Below are 22,634 nucleotides of genomic sequence, written 5' to 3'. Positions count from 1 at the left end.
TCACGCATCGTTCTGCGGATATGATGCCCGCAAACCGAGGCCGCAGGGGAAAGCGACGGCCTTAAGTTTATGCTTTTGTGGCAGAGCGCACAGAAGACGAATGATCCTCCACGCGCTCAAAGCGGGTCGCGATCAGCAGATAGCTGATCACCGCCAGCACCCCGTGCCCGGCGACAAACCACAGGGCGTTATTGAACGAACCGGTGACCGTCACCACATAGCCAATCACCAGCGGCGTGACGATCCCGGCGATGTTGCCGATGCCGTTAAACACGCCACCGCACAGGCCAATCATGGTTTTCGGCGCAACATCAGAGAGCACCGCCCAGCCTACCGCCGCAAAGCCCTTGCCAAAGAAGGCCAGCGCCATCAGGAAAATTACCGCGCTGTTGGTATCGACGAAGTTAGCAAACACCAGCATAGTCGATAGCCCCATGCCGATGACAAACGGCGTTTTACGGGCGCGGGAGGGGTGAATGCCCCGGGCGATCAGCGCGTCGGAGAGATACCCGCCCAGCAGGCCGCCGGTGAAGCCGCAAATAGCGGGTAGCGCCGCGACCCAGCCCGCCTGCATGATAGTCATGCCGCGCCCCTGAATCAGGTAGATGGGAAACCAGGTGATAAAGAAGTAGGTCAGCGCGGTAATGCAGTACTGGCCGAGGTAGATTGCCCACAGGTTGCGGTTAGTGAAGAGGCATTTAGCGTCGCGCAGGGAGGTTTTTTTGCCCTTCGTGGCCCCTTCGCTGTCGAGATCTACCAGCGCCCCGCCCTCGCGCATCAGGTTCTTCTCCTCCTCGGTGAGGCGCGGATCACGGTGCGGCTCCTTATACCAGGCAAACCAGACCACGGCCAGCACGAGGCCGACGCCACCCATCCACAGGAAGACATGCTCCCAGCCCCAGGCGTGGGTCAGCCAGGCCATGATCGGCGTAAAGACCACTACCGCCATATACTGTCCGGAGTTAAACAGCGCCGAGGCGACGCCGCGCTCGCGGGTCGGAAACCAGCTGGAGACAATCCGCGAGTTGGCCGGAAACGCCGGGGATTCCACCAGGCCAAGCATAAAGCGCATCAGGAAGAGGGTCATCGCCGCCAGGCTGCCGGTCAGGCCGATCCAGCCCACCGTTCCCTGCAGCATGGTAAACACCGACCAGAGCACCAGGCTCGCGCCGTAGACCTTTTTTGCGCCAAAGCGGTCCAGCAGCCAGCCGCCGGGGATCTGCCCCAGCGCGTAGGCCCAGGCGAAGGCCGAGAAGATCATCCCCAGCATCAGGGGATCGAGACCCAGCTCCTTCACTACCGAGGTGCCGGCAATAGACATGGTCGCCCGGTCGGCGTAGTTGATCACGGTGATAATAAAAATCAGTCCAAGCACCCAGTAGCGGTGATGTCCGACGCGTTTAACCTGCTGTAAAGAGATATCGATTTGTTTGCTCATCGCTTTCTCACTCTTATTTTGTAGGGTTCAGAGGTTACGGCTTTAGGTCACACCCGATGTGGCGGCAGCTGTCCGTTAAAGCAGGCCGCGAGGTTCTCCAGCACCATGTTGCCCATCGCCAGCCGGGTTTGCAGCGTGGCGCTGGCGCGGTGGGGTTGCAGAGTGACGTTAGGCAGGGTGAAGAAGCCCTCCGGCACGTGTGGCTCGTTGGCAAAGACGTCCAGCCCGGCCCCGGCAATGCGTTTCTCACGCAGGGCGTTGAGCAGCGCGGTCTCATCCACCAGCTTGCCACGGGCGATGTTGATGAAATAGCCCTTCGGGCCGAGGGCCTCCAGTACTGATGCATCGATAATCACCTCCCCGCCGTCGGCGGAGGCAGCCAACACCAGCACGTCCACTTCCTGAGCCAGCGCGTGCAGGTCGGGCACGAAGATATAATCAAGCTCAGGGATAGCAGCACGCGACGTGTAGAGAATACGGCTATCAAAGGCGACGGCGCGTTTGGCAATCGCCTGTCCGACCCGCCCCATGCCAACAATGCCTATGGTAGTCCCGGTGACCTTGCGCGCCAGCGGCAGCGTAGTCTGCGGCCAGCGACCCGCGCGCACCACCTGCTCACCCTCGCTCATCTGCCGCAGGGTGGCGATCAGCAGCCCCAGCGCCATGTCGGCCACGTCGTCGGTTAGCACCCCCGGCGTGGTGGTCACGAAAATGCCGCGCTCTGCGGCATAGGCCAGGTCCACGGCGTCGGTGCCGATCCCACTCACCGCCACAATTTTCAGGGCCGGTAGCTGAGCCATGATCTCGCGGGATAGCCCTTTTGCGCCTCCGGTAACGACCCCCTCAATAAGACCACCGATCTCCGCCAGCATGGCGTGGGGTTCGCTGGCCTGCCAGAGGCGATGCACCTGATACTCCCGGATCAGTATCTCATCTATCGCATCCGGCACCGGCTGGGTTAATAAAACATGTTTTTCTGGAGCGGCACTCTTATTGGTCATCTTCATCATCCTTCACGCAGTCGTTTATCTGATGATGGACAGGGCAATGATGCATGTCTAATATAAATCCAGCATCTATTAATACAGGGATTGAATCATGGATCTGCACCAGCTGCGCTGCTTTATTGCCGTTGCTGAAGAGCTTAACTTTGGCAGGGCGGCGGCGCGCCTGAACATGACCCAGCCGCCGCTGAGCCGGCAGATACAGCTGCTGGAGAAGCGCCTCGGCGGCACGCTGTTTGACCGTAATAACCGCCACGTGCAGCTGACCCACATGGGTGAACATTTGCTGAAGGAGTCACGTTTAATACTGAAGTTAGCCGACCGGCTGGAGTCATCGGTTCAGCAGAGCGCCTCCGGTGAAACCGGCACGCTGGCGATGGGATTTACCGCTGTGTTTTCATGGAGTTTCATCCCCCAGCTGCTGAAAGAGCTGACGGTGAAGCTGCCGGGGGTGGATTTCCAGCTTTTTGAGCAGGTTTCACATAAGCAGATCAGCTCGGTGGAAGATAATACTATTGACGTTGGTTTTGTGCGCCACGTCCCACCAAATCCCCGTCTGGCCTGGCTACCGCTTCAGGGTGAGACCTTCGTAGCCGCCTTTCATTGCGATCATCCTCTGGCCCGTAAGCGTAAGATCCCCCTCAGCGCCTTTAACAATGAGCCGTTTTTTCTCTACAGCCCGAACGAGGCGCGCCAGTTTTACGATCGCATTACCGACCTGTTTGTCTTTAGCAACGTGACGCCGGACTTTAAGTATCAGCTGGCGCAGACCCACACCATTTTGGGACTGGTTAATGCCGGGCTGGGATGCGCGATTGTTCCGGCCTCCTCGCGCACCCTGGGCCTGCCCAACGTCACCTATATGGCGATTGAAGGGGTCAATATTCAGGCCCATAATTTTCTGGTCTACTCCAAGGCCAATCCCAATCCGGTGCTGCCGGTATTTCTCAAGGCCCTGAGCGAAGCGTTGATTACCCTTTAATCTTCGGATCCAGCGCGTCCCGCAGCCCATCGCCCAGCAGGTTAAAGGCCAGCACGGTAAGGAAGATGGCCAGGCTCGGGAACAGCGCCACGTGCGGGGCGATAACCATATCCGCCCGCGCCTCGTTGAGCATGGCACCCCACTCCGGTGTCGGCGGCTGCGCGCCTAAGCCCAAAAACGAGAGGCTGGCCGCGGAGATGATCGACGTGCCGATGCGCATGGTGAAGTAGACCACGATGGATGAGATGGTTCCCGGCAGAATGTGGCGGAACAGGATGGTGGCATCGCTTGCGCCGATGCTGCGCGCCGACTCGATAAAAGTCTGCTGCTTCAACACCAGCGTGTTGCCGCGCACCAGCCGGGCAAAGGCCGGCACCGAGAAGACCGCCACGGCGATGATCACGTTGGCCATGCCGCTGCCCATCACCGCCACCACCGCAATCGCCAGCAGAATGCCAGGGAAGGCAAACAGCACGTCGCAGATGCGCATGATGAGGCGATCCCACCAGCCTTCGTAGTACCCCGCCAGCAGGCCGAGCACCGTGCCGATAGCGGCCCCGATCAGCACCGCCAGCACCCCGGCGGCCAGCGAGATCTGCGCCCCCACCAGCACGCGGCTAAAGATATCTCGCCCGAGAGAGTCGACGCCGAACCAGTGCACCATCGACGGCCCCTCGTTGAGCCGATCGTAGTCGAAGTAGTTTTCGGCATCGAACGGCACAATCCACGGCGCGACGGCGGCAACGATAATCAGCAGCACCACAAACAGCCCGGCGGTCATCGCCATCGGCTGACGGCGGAAGCGCCGCCAGAACTCATGCCATGGGGTACGGATACGCGCCGGCTTGATCCCCGGCATTCCATTTAATATCGCCTGACGACGCCAGTTTAAAAGTCGCATCCTTACTTGTACCTAATAGACGGGTTAATGGCGGCGTAGAGCATATCCACCACTAAGTTGATAAGAACAAACTCCAGCGAGAAGAGCAGCACCTCGGCCTGGATCACCGGGTAGTCACGCATCTCCACCGAGTCCACCAGCAGACGGCCAAGGCCGGGCCAGTTAAAGACCTTTTCGACCACAATCGAGCCGCCGAGCAGAAAGCCAAACTGCAGGCCCATCATGGTCACCACCGGGATCATGGCGTTACGCAGGCCATGCTTGAGAATAACCCACTTCTCGCTGACCCCTTTGGCACGCGCGGTGCGCATGTAATCTTCGTTGAGCACATCCACAAAGGAGGCGCGGGTGAAGCGCGCCATCACCGCAGCCACCGCCGCGCCGAGGGTCAGCGACGGCAGGACGTAGTGTCGCCAGCTATCCGCCCCGACGGTGGGCAGCCAGCCCAGCTCAACGGAGAAGACCTGCATCAGCAGCATGCCAAGCGCAAAAGCCGGAAACGAAATGCCGGTCACCGCCAGCGCCATACCAATGCGATCCGGCCAGCGGTTGCGCCAGACGGCGGCAACGATCCCGGCAGCAAGGCCGAACAGTACTGCCCAGACCATGCTGGCGATGGTGAGCCAAAAGGTGGGCATAAAGCGGCTGGCGATCTCGTCCGCTACCGGACGGCGGGAGACCATCGACATGCCAAAATCGCCCTGCAGCACATGGGTGATGTAGTGCCAGAACTGCTGCCACAGCGGCTGATCAAGGCCAAGCTGCTGGCGCACCAGCGCCACCACCTGCGCGTCGGCCTCCGGTCCGGCAATCAGCCGCGCCGGATCCCCCGGCAGCATATGCACGAACAGAAAGACCAGCACCGCCACAATCAGCAGCGTGGGGATCAGGCCGAGCAGGCGTTTTAAAAAATAGTTAAGCATCTTCTACCCTGTTTCTGGCCCCCGCCGCGATGAGCGGAGGCCAGGCACGACTATTTTAAGTCTGCGTCGTCAAAGCTAAAGCCGGTATCCGGCATGATATAAAAACCGCTCAGATCTTTATTGTGCGCGGAGACCAGTTTCTCTACCACCAGCGGCACCCACGGCGACTCCTTCCAGATGGTGTCCTGCGCCGCCTTATAGTGCTGCGCCTTCTCCTCGTTATTGGTGGTCTTCAGCGCAGCGGCGAGATCCTTATCAACCTGCGGATTGCTGTAGAAGGCGGTGTTGAACAGGGTTGGCGGCCAGTTTTGCGAGGCGAACAGCGGCGACAGCGCCCAGTCCGCTTCGCCGGTGGACGCTGACCAGCCGGTGTAGAACATCCTCACCCCGCTCTCCTTCTGCCCTTTGCCTTCTACTTCAGCGGCGCGCTGCCCGGCGTCCATTGCCGTCACCTTCGCCTTAATGCCCACCTGAGCCAGCTGCTGCTGGGTAAACTGCAGCACCTTCTGGGCGGTACTGTGGTTATGGGAGGACCACAGCGTAGTGGTAAACCCGTTCGGGTAGCCCGCCTCTTTCAGCAGCTCGCGCGCCTTAGCCGGATCGTAGGGCCATGGCTGGTAGCTCTGGGCGTAGGCAATGGACGGCGGTACGATGCCGGTCGCTGGGGTGGCGTAGCCTGCGAAAGCCACCTTCACTAGCGCCTGGCGGTTGATGGCGTAGTTGATCGCTTCACGTACCTTCGCGTTGTCGAACGGCTTCTGCGTCACGTTGAGGCTGATGTAGCGCTGCATAATTGACGGGCTGGCGACCAGATCCAGCTTCGGATTCTTCTCCAGCACGGCGGCCTGCTCGTAGGGGATCGGGAAGGCAAACTGCGCCTCGCCGGTCTGCAGCATCGCCGCACGGGTGTTGTTATCCACCACCGGACGCCAGGTGATGGTGTCCAGCTTCGGCAGCCCCTGCTGCCAGTAGCTGGCAAACTTTTTCACCTTCACAAAGTCGGTCTGGTTCCAGGTCTCCAGCTCGTACGGACCGGTGCCCACCGGGTGGAAACCAATCTCTTTGCCATACTTTTTCAGCGCGGCAGGCGAGATCATTGCCGTGGCCGGATGGGCGAGAATATTGATAAACGCCGAGAAGGGCTGGGTCAGGGTGATCTTCACCGTGGTGGGATCCACCGCCTCGGTCTTAGCAATATTCTTGTAGAGGTTGTAGCGCTTCAGCCCGCTCTCTTTGTTGCTGGCGCGGTCGAGGTTGACCTTTACCGCCTCGGCGTTAAAGTCGGTGCCGTCCTGGAACTTCACGCCGCTACGCAGCTTGATGGTGTAGACCAGCCCGTCGTCAGAGACGGTGTAGCTCTCGGCAAGCACATTTTTCAGCTTCATATCTTTATCAAGGCCGAACAGCCCTTGATAGAACGACTTTGCCACCGCCTGGGAGAGCGTGTCGTTTGCGTCATAGGGATCGAGGGTGGTGAAGTTCGAGCCAACGGCCACCACTACGTCTTTGGCAGCGAAGGCCGGTGCCACGGCGAGCGCGGCGGCAACGCCCAGCGCCAGACGCCATTTACGCGCAACTAATTGTGTCATCTTATTCTTCTCCTGAAATTCCCTGCCTGTTAACGATCAAAAACGGGATTGCGTGCTGCCGGGCGTCGAGCGGGCAACAAAGTGGCCAGGCCCGACGCTGTGCAGCTCCACGCGATGTGAGTCATCACCCGGCTTATAGATATTGCTGGGCATCTCATCGGAGAGCAGCACGCGCTGCGCCCGAGGATGCCCCGGCTCGGCCACCGGCACGGCGGCCATCAGCTTGCGCGTATAGGGGTGCTGCGGGTTCTCAAATACCGCACGCCGCGGGCCGATCTCGACAATCTGCCCAAGGTACATTACCGCCACCCGATGGCTGATACGCTCCACCACCGCCATATCGTGGGAGATAAACAGAAAGGCGATGCCCATCTCCCGCTGCAAATCGAGCAGCAAATTAATAATCTGCGCCTGGATAGAGACGTCCAGCGCCGACACCGCCTCGTCAGCCACCACCACTTTTGGATCGAGGGCCAGCGCCCGGGCAATGCTGATGCGCTGCCGCTGGCCGCCGGAAAACTCGTGGGGATAGCGCCAGGCGTGCTCGGGCTTTAACCCTACCCGCTCCAGCAGCCAGGCCACCCGGCGCTGGGCATCCTCCTCCCCCATCAGCCGATGCACGCGCAGCGGCTCCATAATCGAATAGCCCACCGTCTGGCGCGGATCGAGAGAGGCGTAGGGATCCTGGAAGATAAACTGGATATCCCGGCGCAGCGGCTGCAGTTTGCTGTCCGGCAGGGTATCAATACGCTTGCCCTCAAACAGGATAGACCCGCCCTGGGATTCCACCAGCCGCAGCAGCGCCCGCCCGGTGGTGGATTTTCCGCTGCCGGACTCCCCCACCAGCGCCAGCGTCTCTCCCGGCCAGAGGTCGAAGCTAACGTGCTCCACGGCGCGTACCTCGCGGGTCACGCGGTTGAGAATGCCGCTGCGCAGGCCGAAGCGGGTCACCAGGTCGCGCACCTGAAGAATCGGCTCCCCCTCAACCACCGTGTCCTGCTCGATCTCAGCTTCACGCTGGTCGGGACGCTCCTTGCTCACCAGCGGCAGGCGACGCGGCAGATCGCTGCCGTTCATCGCCCCCAGACGCGGGACGGCGGCCAGCAGTGCTTTGGTGTAGGCATGCTGCGGGCTGTGAAATATGGCCTCGACGGTGCCGGTCTCAACCGCCTCGCCCTGGTACATCACCAGCACGCGGTCAGCAACGTCTGCCACCACGCCCATGTCGTGAGTGATAAAGATCACCCCCATCGCCATCTCTTTTTGCAGCACGCTGATGAGCTGTAAAATCTGCGCCTGGATAGTCACATCGAGGGCGGTGGTCGGCTCGTCGGCAATCAGCACCGCCGGACGGCAGGAGAGCGCCATCGCAATCATGACCCGCTGGCGCATCCCGCCGGAGAGCTGGTGCGGGTAGCGGGCCAGGATCGCGTCGGCTTCGGGGATCCGCACCTGCTCCAACATCCGTTTCGCCTCGGCCAGCGCCGCCTCACGCCCCAGCTTCTGGTGCAGGCGAATCGACTCCGCGATCTGCTCCCCCACGGTAAATACCGGATTGAGGGAGGTCATCGGCTCCTGGAAAATCATGGCGATATCGGCCCCGCGCACGCCGCGCATCTGCGCCCGGCTTAAGGCGTTGAGATCCACTACCTGGTGATTGCGTCGCTGGAGCCGCACATGGTCGCAGCGCACGCTGGCCCCGCTCTGCTGCTCCAGCAGGCGCATCAGCGCCATCGCGGTGACCGATTTGCCCGAGCCGGATTCGCCCACGATGGCCAGCGTCTCGCCGCGTTGCAGGCTGAACGACAGATCGCGCACCGCCTGCGTCACCTGACCTTCGTTTTCGAAACGAATGTTCAGGTTACTGACGTCCAGCACGGGGCTATTTTCTTGCAGGTGATTTGGCGGCTTAGTCATTATTTATTGCTCGTCTGGCAGCTTTTTCTATAAATATCATTATTGTCGCCGCAGTTTGATACGAATTTTGAATATAGAAAGTCGAAACGGTGATGTAAAGAGCCCGCGCGGCAATGGCACATAATGGGTACATACAGTCTGCCCCAGTTTTCTGCCATAATGGCGCATTGATTTCCCAGATTGCCCTCCCAGGAGTGAACTCATGGACCATACCGCCGGGCTGATCCCGCTTGACGCGGCGCTCGCTCAGATGCTGTCGCACATTACCCCCCTCACCGACTACGAAACGCTGCCCCTGCACGCCTGCTTTGGCCGGGTGACGGCGCGGGAGATTATCTCCCCGCTCAACGTGCCGGGCTTCGATAATGCCGCGATGGATGGCTACGCCGTGCGCCTTGATGACGTGCAGGCAGGTGTGCCGCAGCCGGTGGCGGGCAAAGCCTTTGCCGGTCAGCCGTTCCACGGCGAATGGCCTGCGGGGAGCTGCATCCGCATTATGACCGGTGCGCCCATCCCGCCGGGCTGCGATGCGGTGGTGATGCAGGAGGAGACCGAGCAGAGCGACGCCGGGGTGCTGTTTGTCGGCAACGTTCGTCCGGAACAGCACATTCGCCGCGCCGGGGAGGATATCACCCAGGGTGCGGTGGTTTATGCGCCGGGTACTACCCTGACGGTGGCAGAGCTGCCGGTGCTGGCCTCCCTTGGCATTCCTGAGGTTGAGGTGGTGCGTAAAGTGCGGGTGGCCCTCTTCTCCACCGGTGACGAGCTGCAGCTGCCGGGCCAGCCGCTGGGCGATGGGCAGATCTACGACACCAACCGGCTGGCGGTCCACGTCATGCTGGAGCAGCTCGGCTGCGAGGTGATCAACCTCGGCATTATCCCGGACGATCCCGCCCGGCTGCGCGAGGCCTTTATTGCCGCTGACCAGCAGGCCGACGTAGTGATCAGCTCCGGCGGCGTCTCGGTAGGCGAAGCGGACTACACCAAAGTCCTGCTGGAAGAGCTGGGGGAGATCGCCTTCTGGAAGCTGGCGATCAAGCCCGGCAAACCCTTTGCCTTCGGCAAGCTTAGCAACGCCTGGTTTTGTGGCCTACCGGGTAACCCGGTCTCGGCGGCGCTCACCTTCTACCAGCTGGTGCAACCTCTGCTGGCCCGCCTGAGCGGCAAGCATGGCAGCACCCTGCCCCCGCGCCTGCAGGTTCGCACCGCCTCCCGGCTGAAGAAAGCGCCGGGCCGTCTCGACTTCCAGCGCGGCATCGTTGCGCGCGACGCCGAAGGGAATTTGCAGGTGCGCACCACCGGCCACCAGGGATCCCACATCTTCAGCTCTTTTAGCCAGGGCAACTGCTTTATTGTGCTGGAGCGCGAGCGCGGTAGCGTCGAGCCAGGGGAGTGGGTAGAGATCGAGCCGTTTAACCATCTGTTTGGGGGGCTGTGATGGCCGTCGAGCTGAGCGATAGCGAGATGCTGCGCTACAACCGGCAGATTGTCCTGCGCGGCTTCGATTTTGACGGTCAGGAGGCGCTGAAGTCCTCCCGCGTGCTGGTAGTGGGACTCGGCGGGCTGGGCTGTGCCGCCGCTCAGTACCTGACGGCGGCGGGCATTGGTCACCTGACCCTGTTGGACTTTGACACCGTATCGCTGTCAAATTTGCAGCGCCAGACTCTGCATAGCGATGCAACGATCGGCCAGCCGAAGGTCGCCTCAGCGCGGGCCTCCCTGGCGCGCATCAACCCACACGTCAGCTTTACCACCCTCGATGCCCGACTGGAGGGCGAGGCGCTGAACGTGCAGATAGCCGCCCACCATCTGGTCCTCGACTGTACCGATAACGTTGAGATCCGCAATCAGCTCAACGACGGCTGCTTCAGGGCCAAAGTACCGCTGGTCTCCGGGGCGGCGATCCGCATGGAGGGGCAGATTAGCGTCTTTACCTGGCAGGAGGGCGAGCCATGCTACCGCTGCCTGAGCCGCCTGTTTGGCGATACGGCGCTGACCTGCGTTGAGGCGGGCGTCATGGCTCCGCTGGTGGGGGTGATTGGCGCGATGCAGGCGATGGAGGCGATCAAGGTGCTGGCAAGGTTTGGTCAGAGCGTCGCCGGAAAAATTGTCCTCTACGACGCCATGACCTGTCAGTTCCGCGAGATGAAGCTGATGCGCAACCCGCAGTGCGAGGTGTGCGGCGAATAACGGTTAGATACCCGCCCGGCCAAACGCCGTCTGCCACTCCTGCTCAAACTTAACGATGGCCGCCTCTACCGCCGGGGCGGCGATAAACTGCTCCGCCACGTCCAGCGGCAGGGTTATGGCCTCGCAGCCCGCCAGCAGACACTCCAGCGCCTGGCGCGGCGTCTTGAAGCTCGCCGCTAATACCTTCGAACCCGGCGCGTGCAAGGTCAACAGCCGTTGCAGATCGGTCACCGTCTGGATACCGTCGCCGCCCTGGGCGTCCATGCGGTTAACATAGGGAGCGACGTACTCGGCCCCGGCCAGGGCGCTCAGCAGCCCCTGCCCCGCACCGTAGACCGCTGTGCCCAGCGTGGGGATCCCCTCGGCTTTCAGCAGCTTGATTGCCGCCAGCCCCTCAGCGCTCACTGGCACCTTCACCACGATATCGGCAATGATACCGCGCAGCCTGCGCGCCTCGGCCACCATCTCTTCGGCGTTATTCGCTAATACCTGGGCAAAAAGCCGCCCTTTTCCATCCAGGGCATCATGCAGCGCAGGCAGCAGCTCCACCAGCGGCATTTTGCCTTTGGCGACAATGCTCGGGTTAGTGGTGACCCCGGCCAGCGGAAAGCTGCGGGCCAGCCGTTTTACTGCCGCCACGTCGGCGGTATCCAGGTACAGTTCCATATGAACTCCTCAAAGTGTGAGATTTAGCATGGTTTAAAACTTACCTATTTCTACCTGCCCATATATTGACCAGAATCAAGATAACTTTCATTCGAAAGCATTTTAATCTGCATATGAAATATGAGGGCAGATTATGATTTTCAATATTCAGCGCTACTCCACGCACGACGGCCCGGGCATTCGCACCGTTGTCTTCTTAAAAGGCTGCTCGCTGGCCTGCCGCTGGTGCCAGAATCCTGAGAGCCGCGCTCTGACGCGGGAGGTGCTTTTCGATGCTCGTCTCTGCCTCGACGGATGCGAACTCTGCCAACAGGCCGCACCAGGCGTTATCGACCGGGCAATTAACGGCCTGCTGATCCACCGCCAAAGGCTCAATGAAACGCATCTCAATGCTCTGGAGGGATGCTGTCCCACTCAGGCGTTGACGGTCTGCGGTGAAACCCAGCCGGTGGAGGAGATTATGGCCACCGTGCTGCGGGATAAACCCTTTTATCTACGCAGCGGGGGCGGGATCACCCTTTCCGGCGGGGAGCCTTTTATGCAGCCGGAACTCAGCGCCGCGCTGCTGAAGTCCAGCGTTGACCACGGTATCCATACGGCGGTTGAAACCTGCCTGCACGTGCCCTGGCGCTATATCGAACCTTCCCTGCCGTATGTCGATCTCTTTCTTGCCGACCTTAAGCACATCGACAGCGGGGCATTTAAAACCTGGACCGACGGCTCGGCAAAGCGCGTACTGGTGAACCTGAAACGGCTGGCAGCGCGAGGGAAGCAGATCATTATCCGCGTGCCGCTGATCCCCGGCTTTAACGCCGACGAGGCTTCTGTCAAAGCGATTACCCGCTTTGCCGCCGACGAGCTTAACGTTCAGGAGATCCACTTTCTGCCCTACCACACGCTGGGCATCAACAAGTATCACCTACTGAATCAGCCCTATACCGCGCCCGATAAGCCGCTCGATGCGCCAGCCCTGCTGGCCTTCGCCGAAGCGTACGCCCGCGAGTGCGGCTTAACCGCTACCCTACGAGGATAATGCCATGACCGAGTTACATCTTGATACCCTGACCCGCCGCATTCAGGCGCATAAAGATGCGCTGGTGCACATTGTTAAGCCCCCGGTCTGCACCGAACGCGCCCGGCACTACACTGATGCCTACCGCCAGCATCTCGACAAGCCCATTCCGGTGCGCCGGGCGCTGGCCCTCGCCCACCATCTTGCCGAACGCACGATTTGGATTAAGCATGACGAGCTGATTATCGGCAACCAGGCAAGCGAGCTTCGCGCCGCGCCTATCTTCCCCGAGTACACCGTGTCGTGGATCGAAAAGGAGATCGATGACCTGGCCGATCGTCCCGGGGCAGGCTTTGCGGTGAGCGAAGAGAACAAGCGCGTGTTGCATGACATCTGCCCGTGGTGGCGCGGCCAGACGGTACAGGATCGCTGCTACGGTATGTTTACCGACGAGCAGAAAGCCCTGCTGGCGACAGGCATCATCAAGGCCGAGGGCAACATGACCTCTGGCGATGCGCACCTGGCGGTCAACTACCCGCTGCTGCTGGAAAAAGGCCTCGACGGCCTGCGCGCGAAGGTGGCCGAGCGTCGGTCGCGCATTAACCTCACCGTGCTGGAGGATCTGCACGGTGAGCAGTTCCTGAAGGCAATTGATATTGTTCTGCATGCGGTCAGCGACCATATCGAACGCTTTGCCGCCCTCGCCCGTGAGATGGCCAGCGATGAACCGCGCGTCAGCCGCCGGGACGAGCTGCTGCAAATAGCCGAAAACTGCGACATCATCGCCCATCGCCCGCCGGAAACTTACTGGCAGGCGTTGCAGCTCTGCTACTTCATTCAGCTCATTTTGCAGATCGAATCCAACGGTCACTCGGTCTCCTTTGGCCGCATGGATCAGTATCTCTACCCTTACTATCGCCGCGACGTCGAGCTGAATCAGACCCTCTCCCGGGAACAGGCGATCGAGCTGCTGCACGGCTGCTGGCTGAAGCTGCTGGAGGTGAATAAGATCCGCTCCGGCTCGCACTCGAAGGCCTCCGCCGGTAGCCCGCTCTATCAGAACGTCACCATCGGCGGCCAGAAACGGGTAAACGGCAAGGCGCAGGACGCGGTCAACCCGCTCTCCTACGCCATTCTCGAGTCCTGCGGACGCCTGCGCTCGACCCAACCCAACCTGAGCGTGCGCTATCACGCCGGGATGAGCAACGATTTCCTCGACGCCTGCGTACAGGTGATCCGCTGCGGCTTCGGCATGCCCGCCTTTAATAACGATGAGATCGTTATTCCCGAGTTTATTAAGCTTGGCGTCGAACCGGATGATGCGTATGACTATGCGGCGATCGGCTGTATTGAGACCGCCGTCGGCGGCAAGTGGGGCTACCGCTGCACCGGGATGAGCTTTATCAACTTTGCCCGCGTGATGCTGGCCGCCCTTGAGGCGGGCCGAGACGCCACCAGCGGCAAGGTATTCCTGCCCCAGGACCAGGCGCTGTCTAAAGGTAACTTCGCCGACTTCAACGAGGTGATGGCGGCCTGGGACAGGCAGATCCGCTACTACACTCGCAAATCCATTGAGATTGAGTACGTGGTGGACACCATGCTGGAGGAGAACGTTCACGATATCCTCTGCTCCGCGCTGGTGGATGACTGCATCGAGCGGGCGAAAAGTATTAAACAGGGCGGCGCGAAATATGACTGGGTCTCCGGGTTACAGGTGGGCATCGCCAACCTTGGCAACAGCCTCGCGGCGGTGAAGAAACTGGTCTTTGACCAGGGCACTATCGGCCAGCAGCAGCTTGCCGAGGCGCTGGCAGCGGATTTTGCCGGTCTGACCCATGAGCAGCTGCGCCAGCGCTTAATCAACGGCGCACCGAAGTACGGTAATGACGATGACAGTGTCGATCTGCTGCTGAACCGCGCCTATCAGACCTACATTGACGAACTGAAGCAGTATCACAATCCGCGCTACGGTCGCGGCCCGATTGGCGGCAACTACTACGCGGGCACCTCGTCCATCTCCGCCAACGTGCCTTTTGGCGCGGCGACTATGGCGACGCCGGACGGGCGCAAAGCCACCACTCCGCTGGCGGAAGGGGCCAGTCCGGCATCCGGGACGGATCGTTTCGGCCCGACGGCGGTGATCAACTCCGTTGGTAAGCTGCCGGTGGGATCAATTCTTGGCGGCGTGCTGCTCAACCAGAAGCTGAATCCAGCCACGCTGGAGAACGACGGCGATCGCCACAAGCTGATGCTGCTCCTGCGCACCTTCTTTGAAGTCCGTAAGGGGTGGCATATTCAGTACAACATCGTCTCCCGCGAAACGCTGCTGGCGGCGAAGGAACACCCGGACCAGTACCGGGATCTGGTGGTGCGCGTGGCGGGCTACTCGGCATTCTTTACCGCCCTGTCGCCGGATGCGCAGGACGATATTATCGCGAGAACGGAGCACTCGCTTTAGGGTGTCACGCGCGGCGGCGCAGGCTTGCCGGGCCTACGTACAATCAGTGCTTACTTTCATATGAAATTAAAGGTGTGCATTTGCTCACATCGTTACTAGAATGCTCCTGACTGTTTTTACCCTGGGAGCATAACGTATGACCGTAAAAGTTATCGTCACTGACATGGACGGAACTTTCCTTGATGATGCTAAAACGTACGACCGCAGCCGGTTCCTCAGCCAGTTCCGCGAGCTTCAGGCGCGCGGTATTGAGTTTGTGGTCGCCAGCGGCAACCAGTTTTATCAGCTCATCTCCTTCTTTCCAGAAATCAAAGACGAGATCTCCTTCGTCGCCGAAAACGGCGCGCTGGTCTACGAGCACGGCAAAGAGCTTTTCCACGGCGAGCTGACCCGTCACGAGTACCAGATCGTGCTGGGCGAGCTGCTCAAGAGCGAAGGCCTGAACTTCGTCGCCTGCGGCCTCGAGAGCGCCTACGTCAGCAAAAGCGCGCCGCCAGAGTTTGTCGAGCTGATGTCCCACCACTATCATCGCCTCAAGCTGGTGAGCGACTACCATGAGATCGACGACAAGATGTTTAAGTTCTCTCTTAACCTGCCGGACAGCGAGATCCCGCAGCTGGTGGACGCTCTGCACGTCTCTCTCGACGGCATTATGAAACCGGTCACTAGCGGCTTCGGCTTTGTGGATCTGATCATCCCTGGCCTGCACAAGGCCAACGGTATCACCCGCCTGCTCAAGCGTTGGCAGCTTTCGCCCAGCGACTGCGTCACCATCGGCGACAGCGGCAACGACGCCGAGATGCTGCGCATGGCGAAATTCTCTTTCGCCATGGGTAATGCTGGCGAGGCTATTAAAGAGATTGCTAACTTCCAGGCCGGCGATAACAACCAGCAGGGTGCGCTGAACGTGATTCAGGCCGTGCTTGACGGCACTTCCCCGTTTAACCCCTAAGCACCTCAACGCCAGCACGCTCGCGGCTGGCGTTCACCTCTTCTCTCTTTTGTGCACCCCATCATCTTTTTAAACTTGCATTAACTTTTTTTTAACTTAAATTAGCATATGTAAGTTAATTACTTTCGAATGAAAGATGCGAGAGGGTTATATGACTGAAATTTATGCAAGCGAAACGCTGCCCGCCGACCATAAGGCTGCGATTCGTCAGGTAAAACAGGCCCTGCGGGCGCAGATTGGCGACGTGCAGACCGTTTTTAACCGCCTTGAAGAGCGCATCGCTGCACAGGTAGCCGAGATCAATGCTCTGAAAGCGAAAGGCGAAACGGTCTGGCCGGTGATCCCCTTCGAAGATGTGAAGAGCGGCCGCGTCAGTGAGGCTCAGCGGGCAGCGATCAAGCGCCGGGGCTGCGCGGTGATTAAGGGCCATTTCCCACGCGAACAGGCGCTGGGCTGGGATCAATCCATGCTGGCTTACCTTGACCAGAACCGTTTCGACGATGTCTATAAGGGACCGGGAGACAGCTTCTTCGGAACGCTGGAGGCCTCGCGCCCGGAGATCTACCCTATCTACTGGTCGCAGGCGCAAATGCAGGCCCGCCAGAGCAGTGAGATGGCCCAGGTGCAGTCTCTGCTTAACCGTCTCTGGACCTTCGAGAGCGACGGCAAGCAGTGGTTCGATCCTGACGTCAGCGTGATCTATCCGGATCGCATCCGCCGCCGTCCGCCGGGCACCACCTCTAAAGGGCTGGGTGCGCATACCGACTCCGGGGCGCTGGAGCGTTGGCTGCTGCCAGCCTACCAGCAGGTTTTCGCCTCGGTGTTTAACGGCGATATCGACAGCTACGATCCGTGGCACGCCGCCCACCGTACCGAAGTGGAAGAGTACACCGTGGATAACACCACCAAGTGCTCGGTGTTCCGTACTTTCCAGGGCTGGACGGCGCTGTCGGATATGCTGCCGGGTCAGGGGCTGCTGCACGTGGTGCCGATCCCCGAGGCGATGGCCTATATTCTGCTGCGCCCGCTGCTGGACGACGTGCCGGAGGATGAGCTGTGCGGCGTTGCGCCTGGGCGCGTGCTGCCCATCTCCGAAAAGTGGCATCCGCTGCTGATGGAGGCGTTAACCAGCATTCCGGCGCTGGAGGCCGGGGACTCGGTATGGTGGCACTGCGACGTGATCCACTCCGTCGCACCGGTAGAGAACCAGCAGGGCTGGGGCAACGTAATGTACATTCCTGCCGCGCCGCTGTGCGAGAAAAACCTCGCCTATGCCCGCAAGGTGAAAGTAGCGCTGGAGAATGGCGTGTCGCCGGGAGATTTTCCGCGTGAGGATTATGAAGCGCAGTGGGAGAACCGCTTTACGGTTGCGGATCTGAACGAGCACGGCAAGCGCGCGTTGGGCATGGCTTAAACGTCGTACAACCCTTCCCGCTCTACGGCGGTGCGACGCTGTCCCGGTCGTATCCGCCGTACCGACTCCCGTACCACCAGCGTGCCGTTGATCAGGTACGATCCGATGGCCGCCTGGGGACGAATAAGCCGCTGCTGTAAAAGCTGTACCGCTTCAACGCCCAATTCGTCGCGTGGGACATGCACCGCCGTCAGCGGTACATCCTGGATAGCGGCGAGATTAAAAGCATCAATACTCATGACCGAAACATCCTGCGGCACGCGCAGGCCGCGCTGTTGCAGGGCGCGCACCGTCCCCTCCGCCATGTAATCGCCCCCCACCAGGAATGCTGTCGGCACGTTTTTATGCGCCGGGTTATCCAGCCACTCCGTGACTCGCGCCTCTGCTTCTTTCGCGCTAAAGCTGGGAACGGTTATCAGATCGCGTTTGCTCTGAAACTTCAGGTTTCGCTGCTCCCAGGCCTCTTTGATACCGGCCAGGCGGAGATCCATGGTATAGCGCCGCAGGCACATAACGGTGACGACGTCACGATGACCTAAATCAAACAGGTAGTCAGCCGCAAATTCACCTATCGCGCGGTGGTCGGGCGCAACCGTTGGCAGACGCATCCGCCTGTCGCGGCAGTTGATTAATACGCAGGGCTTAGCTAAATCTGCCGCCAGCTCATGGATATGCGGATCGTCAATGCCAAGTAGAATAGCCGCCTGGGTTTCCGGCTCCCCCATTCTGGCAATAAACGCATTGGCGTCACTGTCTAACTCCTCTAGCGCACAGTAACGCAGCCTGACCTCATGCGGCTCCAGCGCTTTGCTAATACTCTGTATCACACGGTAGTAGAAGATATCGGAGCGCTCATCGAACGCCCGCTGAGGGGCGAAAACCACCAGGTTGTTGAGTAACAGCCGGCCAGCTGCAATACCACTCATTACCCCCAGTTCGCGAGCGCAGGCCAGCACCGCCTGGCGAGCAGCTTCACTGGTGTTCGCCTTTCCGGCCAACACCCTCGACACGGTGCTGGTTGACAGGTCGGTCCGGCGGGCAATTTCACTGATTTTGAGCTTTTTATCCATTCTGTGATCTGGCTCCGTTTCCCTGATGAGAATATTTTCATGAGATAAAAACCTGATGAATACTCGTTGCATGCCCATGCTGCCACATATTTTTAACAATTGATGAGAATCCTTGCACAGAATCCGCTTTGGCTCCCTCCTTTTCTCCCCTAACGTAAAGCTGTCGTACAACTTCCATACTAGTTGTATACAAAATCAAGGCTAAAAAAGAGAAATATCCTTACGCGGGCCATATCGGTATGACAAATAAACAGATAGCCCGTCACGACGTCCCCTACAGAACGTGTGCGGAGAAACTGATGAGCCAGGGAATCAACAACAATGACGGGGTGGTGACCAAAAGCCCTCGAATAATCAAAAAATTACGCTGGTGGATGCTGATCCTGTTCCTCCTCGGCGTGACCGTTAACTATATTACCCGCAACTCGCTGGGGATTATCGCCCCGGAACTGAAGGATAGCCTCGGTATTACCACCGAGCAGTATTCATGGATCGTTGGTGCCTTCCAGCTCGCCTATACCCTTTTCCAGCCCCTGTGCGGCTGGCTCATCGATGTCATTGGCCTGAAGCTGGGCTTTTTGATCTGCGCCACCCTGTGGGCCGTAGCCTGCATCGCCCACGCCGGGGCTGGCAACTGGCTACACCTGGCGATCCTGCGCTTCTTTATGGGCGGGGCGGAAGCGGCAGCCACGCCAGCAAATGCCAAAACCATCGGCGAATGGTTTCCGAAATCCGAGCGCCCCATTGCTGCCGGTTGGGCTGGCGTGGGCTTCTCTATCGGCGCGATGCTGGCACCGCCAATCATCTATTTCGCCCACGCTTCCTTCGGCTGGCAGGGGGCGTTTATGTTTACCGGCGTGCTGGCGCTGCTGTGGGTGGTGCTGTGGTGGGCGTTCTATCATAGCCCTGATAAGCACCCGAACCTGAGCAAAGAAGAGCGGGCGCATATTCAGCAAGATAATGAGCCGCTCTCCGAGAGGCTGCCCTTCTTCACCGCGCTGAAAACCGTCTCGAAGAACAAGCGTTTTTACGGTATCGCCATTCCGGCGTTTATGGCGGAACCGGCCTGGGCAGTGATGAGCTTTTGGGTGCCGCTGTATCTGGCAAAAGAGCATGGTATGGATTTGAAACAGATCGCCATGTTCGCCTGGCTGCCGTTCCTCGCCGCCGATCTGGGCAGTATCGCCAGCGGCTACCTGACCAAACTTTATACTCGCTGGTTTGGCTGCGTGCGCATTAACGCCATCGTCGCCAGCTCAGTTACCGGCGCATTCCTGATGATTTCGCTGGCTATCGTCACGCTGACCCGCGATCCCTACATCATCATCGCCCTTATTTCTATTGGCGGCTTCGGCCATCAGATCATCTCCTGCATGCTCAGTGCGCTGGTGGTGGAGTCTTTCGACAAGGGGCAGATGGCCACCGTTAACGGCATGCGCGGCTCTGCCGCATGGATCGCCAGCTTCCTCTTCTCTCTGCTTATTGGGGTTACCGCCGACAAGGTTGGTTTTAACCCGCTATTCATTGCCATGGGCTTCTTTGACCTGATTGGTGCCGTATTCCTGGTTGCTTTTATTGCTGAACGTCGCGCCAAGCGCGCCTGAGAGTGGATATAAATTATGAAGACGCTGAAAAACTGGATTTTTGACACGCAGTCGGCCCATCACGTGGAGCTAAAAATCGACGGCCAGCACAGTTTGTGCCTCTACGTGCTGGAACAGGATCTGTTCCGCGTGCTGATTAAACGCAAGGGCGCGCTGGCGCTGGAGAGAACCTGGAGTATCGCTCCGGCACAGGACGTACCGTGGGAAGGTCGCCCCCGGGACGATCTGAGCGGTTTCACCCTGCCCGCGTGGACGCTGGAGCAGCGAGACGAGCAGCTAACCATTGCCAGCGAACAGCTGCGCGTGACCGTCCATCAGCCGTTGTGGCTGGAGTGGCACTACCGTAACGAGGAGGGAGAGTGGCAGCATCTTACCAGCGACCGCCCAACCAGCGCCTACCTGCTGAATGCCCACGGTGACGGCGTAGCGCACTACCTCAACCGTCGTAAGGATGAACGATTCTATGGCCTTGGCGAAAAAGCCGGCAACCTGCAACGTACCGGTCAGCGCTACGAAATGCGTAACCTGGACGCCATGGGCTATAACGCGGCAAGTACCGATCCGCTCTACAAGCATGTTCCGTTTACCATCACTCGCCGGAGTGATATCAGCTACGGCCTGTTTTATGACAATCTGAGTAGCTGCTGGCTGGATCTGGGCAATGAAATCGACAACTACCATACGCCTTACCGACGCTGGCAGGCCGAGGCGGGCGATATTGATTACTACATTTTCACCGGCAAACGCGTGTTGGATGTGACCAAAGCGTTTGTGCGCCTGACCGGCAAGACCCTTTTCGGACCAAAGTGGAGCCTGGGATACAGCGGCTCAACTATGCACTATACCGATGCTCCGGACGCGCAGAACCAGCTGCTGAATTTTATTCGCCTGTGCGCCGAGCATGCCATTCCGTGCGACTCGTTTCAGCTCTCCTCCGGCTACACCTCAATCAACGGTAAGCGCTACGTCTTCAACTGGAACTACGATAAGGTGCCGCAGCCGAAGGTAATGAGCCAGGCATTTCATGATGCGGGAATAAAACTGGCGGCCAATATTAAGCCCTGCCTGTTACAGGATCATCCTCGCTACAGCGAAGTCGCCGAGCGCGGCCTTTTCGTTCGCGACTCCGAGTCCAGTGCGCCAGAGCGCTCAAGCTTCTGGGATGATGAAGGCTCCCACCTCGACTTCACCAATCCGGAGACCGTGGCATGGTGGCAGGAGGGTGTGACCACCCAGCTGCTGGAGATGGGTATCGACTCCACCTGGAACGACAATAATGAATTTGAGATCTGGGACGGCGAAGCGCGCTGCTATGGTTTTGGCCGCGAGATCGCTATCAAGCATATTCGTCCGGTCATGCCGCTACTCATGATGCGCGCCTCGCTGGAAGCGCAGCAGCGTTTTGCTCCGGAGTTGCGCCCCTATCTGATCTCCCGCTCTGGCTGTGCCGGGATGCAGCGCTATGTGCAAACGTGGAGCGGTGACAACCGCACCAGCTGGGCGACGCTGCGCTACAACACGCGCATGGGGCTGGGGATGAGCCTGTCAGGACTGTATAACGTTGGCCACGACGTAGGAGGGTTCTCCGGGGATAAGCCTGACGCCGAGCTGTTTGTTCGTTGGGTACAGAACGGCGTTATGCATCCGCGTTTTACCATCCATTCGTGGAATGATGACCAGACGGTGAATGAGCCGTGGATGTATCCAGGCGTCACGCCCGCCATTCGCAGCGCTATTGAGTTGCGCTATCGTCTGCTGCCCTATCTCTATACCCTGCTGTGGCAGGCACACGCTGACGATGAGCCTATGCTTCGTCCGACTTTCCTCGATCACGAGCACGATGAGCAGACCTTCGAGGAGTGTGATGATTTCCTGCTGGGCCGCGATCTTCTGGTGGCCAGCGTGGTCGATCCGGGGGCACGGGAGCGTCGTCTCTGGCTACCTGCAAATGAGAGCGGCTGGTACGATTTTTATACCCACGAATGGTTCTCCGGCGGACAGTGGATTGTTCGCGATGCCCCCCTGGAAAAGCTCCCTCTGTTAGTCCGTGCCGGAGCCGGTTTGCCGCTCAGCGAGCGTATTACTCACGTCAATGCCGCAAAAGATGATTGTCGCAAGCTGTGTCTGTTCCCGCTGAAAGGTGTCGGTACCAGCCACGGCCTGCTGTTTGAAGATGACGGTGAGAGCTGGGGCTACAGGCAGGGCAATGCGCTGTGGCTGGAGTGGGAGATGGTCTGCTCAGGCAGCACCATTGATCTCAAGGTGCATGCGCAGGGCGACTACCGTCCGGCCTGGAACGTACTGGAGGTGATATTACCGGCGGGAGAAAAACGCGCGCTGCGGGTGAACGGTGAAGCCACGAGTGAATGGGCTTTGTAGTCGCAGATTGCCCGGTAAGCGCCAGCGCCACCGGGCATTCCCATAGCCCAATTTCCCTAAGTATTTCGCGTTACAGGAAGGCAGCAAACCTGTAAATCCCCGGGAGCTTACACAGGTAAGGGACCGGGGTGAGCA

The 22,634-nt window shown here is 59.6% G+C and carries 17 protein-coding genes; 9 read left to right on the top strand and 8 right to left on the bottom strand.

The features are described 5' to 3' along the window. Window positions 1–67: 67 nt before the first annotated feature. Both RTN40_RS13895 and RTN40_RS13890 read right to left on the bottom strand, forming a co-directional pair. Window positions 68–1,438, bottom strand: coding sequence for an MFS transporter (locus RTN40_RS13895; RefSeq protein WP_312228969.1), 1,371 nt, complete (start codon window positions 1,436–1,438; stop codon window positions 68–70). A 47-nt stretch (window positions 1,439–1,485) separates the two neighbouring features. Continuing rightward, the gene (locus tag RTN40_RS13890; protein ID WP_312228968.1) at window positions 1,486–2,439 is read right to left on the bottom strand and encodes a 2-hydroxyacid dehydrogenase; all 954 of its coding nucleotides are present in this window, start codon (window positions 2,437–2,439) and stop codon (window positions 1,486–1,488) included. 97 nt (window positions 2,440–2,536) lie between these two features. Between RTN40_RS13890 and RTN40_RS13885 the strand changes: the two genes are divergently transcribed. Beyond that, window positions 2,537–3,424 (top strand): LysR family transcriptional regulator, encoded by an 888-nt coding sequence (locus tag RTN40_RS13885; protein WP_312228967.1) that lies wholly within the window; start codon window positions 2,537–2,539, stop codon window positions 3,422–3,424. Here RTN40_RS13885 and gsiD read toward each other — a convergent pair. The 4 genes from gsiD to gsiA are packed head-to-tail and all read right to left on the bottom strand — an operon-like array spanning window position 3,414 to window position 8,754. Beyond that, window positions 3,414–4,325, bottom strand: a complete 912-nt coding sequence (gene gsiD / locus RTN40_RS13880) for a glutathione ABC transporter permease GsiD (RefSeq protein WP_312228966.1) — start codon at window positions 4,323–4,325, stop codon at window positions 3,414–3,416. The two genes, RTN40_RS13885 and gsiD, sit on opposite strands and share 11 nt — an antisense overlap. A 2-nt stretch (window positions 4,326–4,327) precedes the next feature. Next, window positions 4,328–5,248: a glutathione ABC transporter permease GsiC gene (gsiC, locus tag RTN40_RS13875; RefSeq protein ID WP_312228965.1), complete on the bottom strand. Its 921-nt coding sequence runs from the start codon at window positions 5,246–5,248 to the stop codon at window positions 4,328–4,330. A gap of 50 nt (window positions 5,249–5,298) precedes the next feature. Further along, complete coding sequence (gene gsiB / locus RTN40_RS13870; RefSeq protein ID WP_312228964.1) at window positions 5,299–6,837, bottom strand: glutathione ABC transporter substrate-binding protein GsiB; 1,539 nt, start codon at window positions 6,835–6,837, stop codon at window positions 5,299–5,301. Window positions 6,838–6,873: 36 nt separating this feature from the next. Further along, window positions 6,874–8,754, bottom strand: a complete 1,881-nt coding sequence (gene gsiA, locus RTN40_RS13865) for a glutathione ABC transporter ATP-binding protein GsiA (protein WP_312228963.1) — start codon at window positions 8,752–8,754, stop codon at window positions 6,874–6,876. A 202-nt stretch (window positions 8,755–8,956) separates the two neighbouring features. On the opposite strand from gsiA, the gene moeA reads away from it, so the two are divergent. Both moeA and moeB read left to right on the top strand, forming a co-directional pair. Further along, complete coding sequence (moeA, locus tag RTN40_RS13860; protein ID WP_312228962.1) at window positions 8,957–10,192, top strand: molybdopterin molybdotransferase MoeA; 1,236 nt, start codon at window positions 8,957–8,959, stop codon at window positions 10,190–10,192. Next, window positions 10,192–10,944 (top strand): molybdopterin-synthase adenylyltransferase MoeB, encoded by a 753-nt coding sequence (gene moeB, locus RTN40_RS13855; RefSeq protein ID WP_312228961.1) that lies wholly within the window; start codon window positions 10,192–10,194, stop codon window positions 10,942–10,944. Before moeA ends, moeB begins: the two co-directional genes overlap by 1 nt. Before the next feature lie 3 nt (window positions 10,945–10,947). Here moeB and fsa read toward each other — a convergent pair whose 3' ends face one another. Further along, window positions 10,948–11,610, bottom strand: a complete 663-nt coding sequence (gene fsa, locus RTN40_RS13850; RefSeq protein WP_312228960.1) for a fructose-6-phosphate aldolase — start codon at window positions 11,608–11,610, stop codon at window positions 10,948–10,950. A 133-nt stretch (window positions 11,611–11,743) separates the two neighbouring features. On the opposite strand from fsa, the gene RTN40_RS13845 reads away from it, so the two are divergent. The 4 genes from RTN40_RS13845 to RTN40_RS13830 all read left to right on the top strand — a co-directional run bounded on the left by RTN40_RS13845 (window position 11,744) and on the right by RTN40_RS13830 (window position 17,446). Then, on the top strand, window positions 11,744–12,643 hold the full coding sequence (locus RTN40_RS13845; RefSeq protein ID WP_312228959.1) for a glycyl-radical enzyme activating protein: 900 nt from the start codon (window positions 11,744–11,746) through the stop codon (window positions 12,641–12,643). A gap of 4 nt (window positions 12,644–12,647) precedes the next feature. After that, complete coding sequence (locus tag RTN40_RS13840; protein ID WP_312228958.1) at window positions 12,648–15,080, top strand: formate C-acetyltransferase/glycerol dehydratase family glycyl radical enzyme; 2,433 nt, start codon at window positions 12,648–12,650, stop codon at window positions 15,078–15,080. A gap of 136 nt (window positions 15,081–15,216) precedes the next feature. Continuing rightward, complete coding sequence (locus RTN40_RS13835) at window positions 15,217–16,032, top strand: Cof-type HAD-IIB family hydrolase (RefSeq protein ID WP_312228957.1); 816 nt, start codon at window positions 15,217–15,219, stop codon at window positions 16,030–16,032. A 151-nt stretch (window positions 16,033–16,183) separates the two neighbouring features. Next, window positions 16,184–17,446 (top strand): DUF1479 domain-containing protein, encoded by a 1,263-nt coding sequence (locus RTN40_RS13830; RefSeq protein ID WP_312228956.1) that lies wholly within the window; start codon window positions 16,184–16,186, stop codon window positions 17,444–17,446. Here RTN40_RS13830 and RTN40_RS13825 read toward each other — a convergent pair. Then, window positions 17,443–18,516: a LacI family DNA-binding transcriptional regulator gene (locus RTN40_RS13825; protein WP_312228955.1), complete on the bottom strand. Its 1,074-nt coding sequence runs from the start codon at window positions 18,514–18,516 to the stop codon at window positions 17,443–17,445. The genes RTN40_RS13830 and RTN40_RS13825 overlap by 4 nt on opposite strands. A 299-nt stretch (window positions 18,517–18,815) precedes the next feature. On the opposite strand from RTN40_RS13825, the gene RTN40_RS13820 reads away from it, so the two are divergent. Together RTN40_RS13820 and RTN40_RS13815 are read left to right on the top strand one after the other, a co-directional pair. After that, window positions 18,816–20,120, top strand: coding sequence for an MFS transporter (locus RTN40_RS13820; RefSeq protein WP_312228954.1), 1,305 nt, complete (start codon window positions 18,816–18,818; stop codon window positions 20,118–20,120). Window positions 20,121–20,135: 15 nt separating this feature from the next. Continuing rightward, window positions 20,136–22,499, top strand: coding sequence for a glycoside hydrolase family 31 protein (locus RTN40_RS13815; RefSeq protein WP_312228953.1), 2,364 nt, complete (start codon window positions 20,136–20,138; stop codon window positions 22,497–22,499). Window positions 22,500–22,634 lie beyond the last annotated feature (135 nt).

The sequence above is a fragment of the Pseudescherichia sp. genome (genome assembly GCF_031987975.1).
In the GTDB taxonomy this organism is placed as follows: domain Bacteria; phylum Pseudomonadota; class Gammaproteobacteria; order Enterobacterales; family Enterobacteriaceae; genus Pseudescherichia.
This window is presented reverse-complemented; position numbering and strand designations above follow the sequence as displayed.